Below are 7255 nucleotides of genomic sequence, written 5' to 3' on the forward strand. Positions count from 1 at the left end.
AGTACCTGCAGGCCGGCCTGGTCGACGAGATGCACCTGGCGATCTCGCCGACCGTGCTCGGGCGCGGCGAGGCGCTGCTGGCCGGGATCGATCTATTGGCGCTCGGGTTGCGGTGCACGCGGCATGTGGGCACCGAGAACGCGCTGCATGTCGTGTTGAGCCGGTAGGTCTTGCGGTCCACGCGGCGGAAGGCGCGGGGTAGGCTGGTGCTGAGCGTCTTGCGGGGCGCCAGCCCCGGAAGACCGAAGCCCAGCGCTGCGCTGCGCTCGCGCATCGCTGGGCTTCGCGCGCGCCTTGCGGCGCGGCTCAGCGCCAGCCTACGAGACAGCCAGCGCCTTCTTTCCCAACCTCAGAACCGCATCCCCACCGCCAGCCGGTACACGTTCGGGTTGACCTTCGCTTCGATGGTCTGGCCGGTGCTGAGCGTGGCCTTGGTCTTCAGGAAGGACTTCGCGTACTGCGCATCGACGAACCAGCGGTCGTTGATGTTGAACGTGACGCCCAGGCCGGGCGTCAGGCCGAAGCGCGAATCGACATCGAGCTGGGTGTTGCCGCCCGGCGGGTTCGCGGGGTTCACGCCGTTCAGGGCCGCCGAGCCGCGCTCGCCGTAGCTGTAGGCGTAAGTCAGGCCCAGCATCACGTAGGGCCGCCAGCGGCTCGTGGGCTCCAGGAAGCGGTATTGCGCGAACACCGTGATCGGCAGCACGCGCACCGTCGCGATCTCGCCGACGCCGGCGATGGCGCCGTCGCCGCGGATGCTCTGCTTGAAGCCGGCGCCGATCGGCACTTCCCACGAGATGTTGTCGGTGATCATGCGGCCGATGAAGAGCGTCGGCTGCGTGTCCGATCCGACGTCGATCTTGGTGCCGGGCGCGGATGGCGCGCCCAGGTTGCCGCTGGAGACGTCGGGCGCGATGCGCGTCACGCCGATGCCGCCGAACCAGGTGCCGGCGGCCTGCGCGTGCGCGCCGGCGGCGGCCAGCGCCATCGCGCCGGCGGCGAGGAATTTCTTCTTGTCCATCGTTGTTCTCCTTTCAGCGGCGGATCAGAGCCAGCCCGCGCGTGCCAGCGCGCGGTTCACCGAGGCGGCCAGCAGCTGGTGGCCGAACGGGGTGGGGTGCAGCGGGTCGGCGAAGGCCCAGGTGCGCCACCAGCCGGGCGCCAGACCCGCGGGCGGGGCGGCGTCGAGCGCCGCGGAGGTGCAGGCGGCCCCGGAGTTCACGCCGAGGGCGTCGACGCACGCCATCCCGGTAACGTTGGTCAGGGCGAAGGACTCGGGATTGCCGATCTCCTCGTTGATGTCGGCGAAGAAGGGGACGATCGCCACGCGGCCGTCGCTGCCGACGCGCGCGGCCAGTTGCGTGTTGAAGGCCTGCAGCCATTGCCGCACCGTCGCCTGGAAGGTGGCGACCGCGGCCGCGCCGGCCGCGCCGCCGCCGTTGGCGTTGGACACGGCGGCGAATGCGGGCTGCAGCCCGGGGATCAACGTCACGTCCGGCATGTTCAGCACCGCGACGTGGGTGGCGCCGCGGTCGAGGACATTGACCTTGATCGCGTCGTAGTAGGTGTCGGCCAGCGCCTGCATGTAGAGGCCGGCGGCCAGCGCGGCGCCGTTGGTCTGCGGCAGCGTGGCCTGCAGCGTGGCGGGATCGAGCTCCTGCAGCAGGAAGTTCTGGTAGTTCTGCAGGCCCGCGGCGCCGGTGCCCGCACCGAGGAAGGCGGTGACGAGGTCCGCGGCGTCGTTGCCGCCGCCATCGACCAGCACGAGGTCTGTGGGCGCGTAGGTGCCGATCACCTCGCCCGCGCGCTGCAATTGCGCCGGGATGCTGGTCTGCGGCAGGTCGGGCGTGGCGTCGGAGTCGTGCAGGTGGATGCGGCCGCCGCCGACCGCGAAGTTGGTGCAACCGGGCGTGGGGTTCTCCACCACGTTGGTCGCGCTGGTGGCCACGAAGAAGGGGCAGAGGGCCGGCGCGTCGAAGTTGCGCTGGACGATCTCGGAGAAGACGGGGAAAGGATTGGCCGGGTCGGCCGAGTTCTGCACCGTGAAGCGGGCGCCGAAGGTGCCCGAGTCCGCCAGACTGTCGCCCGCGACCACCACGCGCGCTATGTCGGTCTTCGGACCGATGTCGTCACCGCCGCCGCATCCCGCCAGCAGCGCCACCGCGGCGACGAGGACGGCCAGCAGGGGGCGTCTTCCTTGTTGCATCATGAGTCTCCGAAAAAATAGAACGACCGTTCGATTCTGAAACGGCAAAGGATACCGGCAGCGCGCGGCGGCGCCCATGCGGGTTTGCGCGCGTTGTGTTCGGAAAGACAACAAGGGCGTCAGCGTGCGCGCAGCATGCGCCCCAGCGCCAGCATCGCAGGCAGCGTGATCGGGTCGTTGGCGGCGCTGCTGGCGACCGGATGCGATGCGAAGCGCGCCACCACCATGTCGGCCTTCGGGGCGACGTAAAGGCGCTGGCCGTGGATGCCGCGGCCCTCGAACGCGTCGAGCTCGTTATGCGAGACCCACCACTTGTTGCGGTAGGAGTAGCCTGGCAGCAGCGTATAGCCCGCCTTCGCGAACTTCGCCGGGTCGCTGCCGCGGCGGATGTCCGCCACCACGGCGGCGGGCACGAGCTGGCGGCCGTTCCAGTCGCCCTCGCGCAGCATCATCTGGCCGAAGCGCGCCAGGTCGCGCAGCGTGGCACTGAGCCCGCCGCCGCCCATGGGCACGCCCACCGGGTCGACCGAGAGGTAGCCATCCTGCTCGCAGCCGAGCGGCGCCCACAGTTGCTCGGACAGCATCTGCGCGAGCGGCACGCCGGTGGCGCGCTTCATGATCCACGCCATCAGCTCGGTGTTGACGGTCTTGTACGCGAAGGCTTCGCCGTGCCGGCCCTCGGGCTGCAGCGTCGGCAGGTACTCGTAGAAGCTGCGCGGGCCGGCATAACCTTCCGGACGCGGGCGCAGGCCGCCGGCGCGCGCGTAATCCCAGATCTGCGCCTTCGGGTCGGCGTAGAGCTCGGAGTAGGCCACGCCGATCTGCATGTCCATCAGCTGGCGCAGCGTGGCGTCGTCGTACGCCGTGCCGCGCATTTCGGGCAGCCAGTGCGGCACGCGCTGGTTCTCGTCCAGCACGCCTTCGTGCACCAGCGTCGCGGCGAGCGTGGCCGCATAGGACTTCGTGATGGAGAAGCACGCGTGCGGAACGTGCGGCTGCAGCGCGCCGAAATAGCGTTCGTAGATGCGCCGGCCGCGGTGGAGCACCAGGATGCCGTCGGTGTAGGTGTCGGCCAGCGACTCGTCCCAGCGGCGCTGGCGGCCATGCAGGTCGGTGAAGGCGAGGCGGTCGATCGCTTCGTCTTCCATGCTGCCTTCGGCGAACGCGCTGGCGGGGCCTTCGCCGCGCCAGACGTTGACGGTGGGCATGAGCTCGCGCATGTGCGAGAGGCTCCAGCGGATCTGCGGGAACTCGAGGAAGCGGTCGTCGGCGAAGCGGACCTGCCTGTCCGCCGGCGGCGGCGTGCCTTCCATCCAGCCCAGGCGGCGCGGATCGGATGCGTGGCCGTCCAGGTAGCGGACACCGTCGAATTCGAGAAAGCCTTCGGTCATGGAAGCTCCGGTGGATTGCCCTCGAAGGCATCCTGCAGCAGGTGCCGGAGGGCCGTGCGCTCGAGGGGGCGCGGGTTGGGATACTGGTTCTGCAGCGCGAGCGCGGCGCATGGCCTCGGGTGCGCCCTGGGCGTTGCAGGCCAGGGCAGGCCGCAGCACGGCGGGCGCAGCCGCGCCAGCGCGCCGGCGCCGAACACCACCCGCCCGGGCTGGCCGTTGTAGACGAAGCTTTTCATTCCGGCTTGCGCAGGGTGGCGGGATCGGTGCCGAGGCCGTCGTCGACGGGCACGTCCTCGGGCCGCAGTTCCAGGCCGGCGTCGCGCGCCAGCTCCTGCAGCAGGATGGCGAAATCGACCTGCTCGTGGCCGCGGCCCACCAGCCGCGCGATCGATTCGCGCGTGGCCGCGGCGGCCGGCATCGCCACCCCGTGCGCGCGGGCCGCGCCCATGCCGAGGTCCATGTCCTTCAGCAGCAGCCGGGGCGTGAAGGTCACCTGGTCGAAAGACAGATGCGTGAGCACCGGCGTCTTGTAGCGGGTGTACATGGAGCCGAGCACCGAATCGTTGATGCTCTCCAGGAACACGTGGCGCGGGATGCCGGCTTTCTCGGCCAGCACCGTGATCTCGCACAGGTTCTGGATCACCACGCCGAACATGGTGTTGTGGGCGATCTTCCAGATCCGCGCCAGCTCGCCCTCGCCCACCCACAGCGCCTTGCGGCCGAGCGCGCGCAGCCAGGGCTCGGCCTCGTCGTAGAGCGCCTTGGGGCCCGAAGCCACGATCAGCAGCTTGCCGGCCTTCGCCACCTTGGCGTTGCCGGAGACGGGGGCGCAGAGGTAGGCCACGCCCAGGTCTTCGAGCCGGGCGCGGATCTCGGCCGAGCCTTCCTGCGAGATCGAGGAGCTGTCGACCACGAGCCGCGGCTTCTTCGCGCCGGTGACGAGGCCGCCCTCGGCGAACAGGACTTCCTTCAGGTCGTCGGTGGTGGAGACCATCGTGAAGACGCACGCGCAGCCGGCCAGGTCGGTCTTCCGGTCGACCACTTCGGCGCCGTACGAGGCGAGAGCCTCGGCCTTGGCGCGCGTGCGGTTCCAGACACTGACGCCGTAGCCGGCCGCGAGCAGCCTTCTCGCCATCGCCTCGCCCATGCGCCCGAGGCCGATCCATCCGAGGGGGTTCGCCATGGCCGGCAGTGTCTTGCGCCGGCGCGGGTCTGGCAATCAGGGGAATGCTGTCACCCCGGAGACGGCCATCGCCACCGCGCAGGCGGGGGCCCGGAAAAGCGAAAGCGGCCAATGGCCGCTTTCCTTGGGAGCCCTGGGTCCCCGCCTGCGCGGGGACGACGGAGGTCAGTCGGCGCTGGCGCCCGACTCCTTCACCACCTTGCTCCACTTCGCCGTTTCGGCGCGGATGAACGCGGCGAACTGCTCGGGCTTTTCGCTGTAGGGCTCGGCGCCCTGCTCGGCCAGCTTCTTCTTCACGTCGGGCTGGGCCAGCACCTTCACCAGCGCGTCATTGAGCTTGGCGACGATGGGCGCCGGCGTGGCGGCGGGGGCCAGCATGCCGAACCAGGAAGTCGCTTCGTAGCCGGGCACGCCCGCTTCGGCGATCGTCGGCACGTTGGGCAGTTCGGGCGAGCGCTTGGCCGTGGTCACCGCCAGGGGCACCAGCTTGCCGGCGCGCACGTGCTGGATGGCCGACGGCATGTTGTCGAACATGATGTCGATCTGGCCGCCGATCAGGTCCGACACGGCGGGCGCGCTGCCCTTGTAGGGCACGTGCACCATGTCCACCTTGGCCAGGGCGTTGAACAGCTCGCCCGAGAGGTGGATCGAGCTGCCGGAGCCGGAGGAGCCGAAGTTCACCCGGCCCGGGTTGGCCTTGGCGTAGGCGATCAGTTCCTTGACGTTCTTGTACGGCTTGCTCGGATGCGCGACCAGCAGGTTGGGGACCATGGCCACGCGCGTCAGCGGCGCGAAGTCCTTGATCGGGTCGAAGGGCATCTTCTTGTACAGGCTCTGGTTGATGGCGTGCGTGCCGACCGTGCCCATGAACAGGGTGTAGCCGTCCGGCGCGGCCTTGGCGGCCAGCGCGCCGCCGATGTTGCCGCCGGCGCCGGCGCGGTTGTCGACGATCACCGGCTGGCCCAGTTCCTTGTGCAGGGCCTGGCCGATCACGCGGGCCAGGATGTCCGTGGTGCCGCCGGCCGCGAACGGCACGACGATGGTGATCGGCTTGGTCGGGAAGGCGGCCTGGGCCGCGGCGCCCAGCGGCGCGGCGGCGGTGGCGGCGAGGGCGAGGCTGGCCAGCACCAGCTGGCGGCGGGATGCGTGCATTTGCTTCATGGTTTCGTACTTCGGGAGAGGAATAGCGGAATCAGACGGGTGCGAGTCCGAGCGTGGTGCCGCCGCAGACGTACAGCACCTGGCCGGTGACGAAGCCGTTGTCCGGCGACAGGAAGAACAGCGCCGCGCGGGCCACGTCTTCCGGCGTGCCCATGCGCTTGACCACGATGCTGTCGAGAATGCGCTGGGTGCGTGGTGCACCCTCGGGGTTGCTCTTGCGGAACAGCTCGGTGGCGATCGGCCCGGGGGCGATCGCGTTGACGGTGATGCCGTCGCCGCCCAGTTCCATGGCCAGCGTGCGCGTCATGCCGACCAGGCCCGCCTTGGCGGCGGAATAGGCGATGCGCTCGGTCTTGCCCAGCGCCGCGCGCGAAGCCATGTTGACGACGCGGCCCTGGCCGCAGGCGCGCAGCGAGGGCAGGAAGGCCTGCGTGAGCAGCAGGGTCGCCTGCAGCGTGAGCGCGTTGACGTAGGCCAGGTCTTCGGCCGTCTGCGTGTCGGCAGTGCCCGGGCGGGTGGCGCCGGCGTTGTTGACGAGGGCGACGATGTCGTACTCGCGCGCCACCTGGGCGGCGCTGTCGCGCGTGGCCTGGGCTTGCGTGAGGTCGACCTGGAACGAGGCCAGCTTCGGGTGCTGCCACTGCGGCAGCTGGTAATCGAGGTTGACCACCGTGCGGCCCTGCGCGAGCAGGGCCTCGCAGATGGCGCGGCCGATGCCGGCGCTGCCGCCGGTGACGAGGGTTGCTTGGGGCTTGGACATTCAGCGAGTCGGGAAATGCGAGAGCTCCCTCTCCCGCTTGCGGGAGAGGGTTGGGGTGAGGGTGCCGGATCAGGCGCCGCGCCCCTCACCCCTGCCCTCTCCCCGGAGGGGAGAGGGAGTGAACACCGGGGAGTTACACCCGCTCGAGGATCACGGCGATGCCCTGCCCCACGCCGATGCACATCGTGCACAGCGCGTAGCGGCCGCCGCTCGCATGCAGCTGGTTCACCGCGGTGGTGGCGAGGCGCGCACCCGAGGCGCCCAGCGGATGGCCGAGGGCGATCGCACCGCCGTTGGGGTTCACGCGCGGGTCGTCGTCCTGCAGGCCCAGCATGCGCAGCACCGCGAGGCCCTGCGCCGCGAACGCTTCGTTCAGTTCGATCACGTCGATCTGCTCGAGTTTCAGGCCCGTGAGCGCCAGCACCTTCTGCGTCGCCGGCGCCGGGCCGATACCCATCACGCGCGGCGGGACGCCGGCCACGGCCATGCCGACCACGCGGGCGCGCGGCGTAAGGCCGTTCTTCGCGGCCGTGGCCTCGTCGGCCAGCAGCAGC

At 70.3% G+C, this 7255-nt stretch carries 8 protein-coding genes and 1 pseudogene; 1 reads left to right on the top strand and 8 read right to left on the bottom strand.

What is annotated here, in order from left to right; translation table 11 throughout:
- The first annotated feature begins 5 nt into the window (after positions 1 to 5).
- Positions 6 to 167 (top strand): dihydrofolate reductase family protein, encoded by a 162-nt coding sequence (locus VFM98_RS10880; protein WP_325109949.1) that lies wholly within the window; start codon positions 6 to 8, stop codon positions 165 to 167.
- A gap of 182 nt (positions 168 to 349) precedes the next feature.
- Here VFM98_RS10880 and VFM98_RS10885 read toward each other — a convergent pair whose 3' ends face one another.
- The 8 genes and pseudogenes from VFM98_RS10885 to VFM98_RS10920 all read right to left on the bottom strand — a co-directional run.
- A complete protein-coding gene (locus VFM98_RS10885; RefSeq protein WP_325109943.1) occupies positions 350 to 1021 on the bottom strand; it encodes an OmpW/AlkL family protein in 672 nt (223 codons plus the stop codon).
- A gap of 24 nt (positions 1022 to 1045) precedes the next feature.
- Positions 1046 to 2206 (bottom strand): SGNH/GDSL hydrolase family protein, encoded by a 1161-nt coding sequence (locus VFM98_RS10890; protein WP_325109944.1) that lies wholly within the window; start codon positions 2204 to 2206, stop codon positions 1046 to 1048.
- A 119-nt stretch (positions 2207 to 2325) separates the two neighbouring features.
- Positions 2326 to 3597 carry a serine hydrolase gene (locus VFM98_RS10895; protein WP_325109945.1) on the bottom strand — a complete coding sequence of 424 codons (1272 nt, stop codon included), beginning with the start codon at positions 3595 to 3597 and terminating at the stop codon, positions 2326 to 2328.
- Positions 3594 to 3833, bottom strand: a complete 240-nt coding sequence (locus tag VFM98_RS10900) for a hypothetical protein (RefSeq protein ID WP_325109950.1) — start codon at positions 3831 to 3833, stop codon at positions 3594 to 3596. Before VFM98_RS10900 ends, VFM98_RS10895 begins: the two co-directional genes overlap by 4 nt.
- Entirely contained in the window at positions 3830 to 4780 is a 951-nt protein-coding gene (locus tag VFM98_RS10905; protein WP_325109946.1) for an NAD(P)-dependent oxidoreductase, read from the bottom strand. Before VFM98_RS10905 ends, VFM98_RS10900 begins: the two co-directional genes overlap by 4 nt.
- 165 nt (positions 4781 to 4945) lie before the next feature.
- Positions 4946 to 5941, bottom strand: a complete 996-nt coding sequence (locus VFM98_RS10910) for a tripartite tricarboxylate transporter substrate binding protein (protein WP_325109947.1) — start codon at positions 5939 to 5941, stop codon at positions 4946 to 4948.
- A gap of 31 nt (positions 5942 to 5972) precedes the next feature.
- Positions 5973 to 6701, bottom strand: coding sequence for an SDR family NAD(P)-dependent oxidoreductase (locus VFM98_RS10915; RefSeq protein WP_325109948.1), 729 nt, complete (start codon positions 6699 to 6701; stop codon positions 5973 to 5975).
- Between the two features lie 133 nt (positions 6702 to 6834).
- Positions 6835 to 7255, bottom strand: a pseudogene (locus tag VFM98_RS10920) (3-oxoadipyl-CoA thiolase); the annotation flags it as partial.

Source organism: Ramlibacter sp. (assembly GCF_035706265.1).
Classification (GTDB): Bacteria; Pseudomonadota; Gammaproteobacteria; order Burkholderiales; family Burkholderiaceae_C; genus Ramlibacter.

Bases quoted from the DNA above. Each gene is read 5' to 3' on its own strand.
- VFM98_RS10885 (WP_325109943.1), bottom strand. From the start codon at position 1,021: ATGGACAAGAAGAAATTCCTCGCCGCCGGCGCGATGGCGCTGGCCGCC.
- VFM98_RS10890 (WP_325109944.1), bottom strand. From the start codon at position 2,206: ATGCAACAAGGAAGACGCCCCCTGCTGGCCGTCCTCGTCGCCGCGGTG.
- VFM98_RS10895 (WP_325109945.1), bottom strand. From the start codon at position 3,597: ATGACCGAAGGCTTTCTCGAATTCGACGGTGTCCGCTACCTGGACGGC.
- VFM98_RS10900 (WP_325109950.1), bottom strand. From the start codon at position 3,833: ATGAAAAGCTTCGTCTACAACGGCCAGCCCGGGCGGGTGGTGTTCGGC.
- VFM98_RS10905 (WP_325109946.1), bottom strand. From the start codon at position 4,780: ATGGCGAACCCCCTCGGATGGATCGGCCTCGGGCGCATGGGCGAGGCG.
- VFM98_RS10910 (WP_325109947.1), bottom strand. From the start codon at position 5,941: ATGAAGCAAATGCACGCATCCCGCCGCCAGCTGGTGCTGGCCAGCCTC.
- VFM98_RS10915 (WP_325109948.1), bottom strand. From the start codon at position 6,701: ATGTCCAAGCCCCAAGCAACCCTCGTCACCGGCGGCAGCGCCGGCATC.